The organism is Faecalibacterium sp. DFI.5.82, from assembly GCF_029076575.1.
GTDB lineage: Bacteria > Bacillota > Clostridia > Oscillospirales > Ruminococcaceae > Faecalibacterium > Faecalibacterium duncaniae.
In genome coordinates, this window is sequence record NZ_JARFIS010000616.1 from 1 (window position 1) to 306 (window position 306).

At 46.4% G+C, this 306-nt stretch carries 1 pseudogene; it reads left to right on the forward strand.

The annotated features are described in order from the left end of the window. Positions 1 to 306 (forward strand): annotated as a pseudogene (locus tag P0G09_RS18125) (hypothetical protein); the annotation flags it as partial.

The window sequence follows — 306 nt, forward strand, 5'->3', positions numbered from 1 at the left end:
GTAAAAAACAATATCTACGACTTCATAGATGACATCGAGAAGACCGTATTGGTGGTGGACTGTGAAAACTCCGACCCGTACAAGCTGTGCGCCACGCTCAAAAACCTTGATTATGAAGTCATGCAGAAAATTACGGCGATCATTCTCTTTGATGACGTACACTCCGCTACGGCATGGCGGATTCTTGAAAACTACACCCGCATCCCCGTTGTACATATCATGATTGAGCGGATCAAGCAGAACAAATCACTGGTAGACATCAAGCTCACCGCAAGAGCCTGTCAGGAACACTACCAGAAGCAAGTG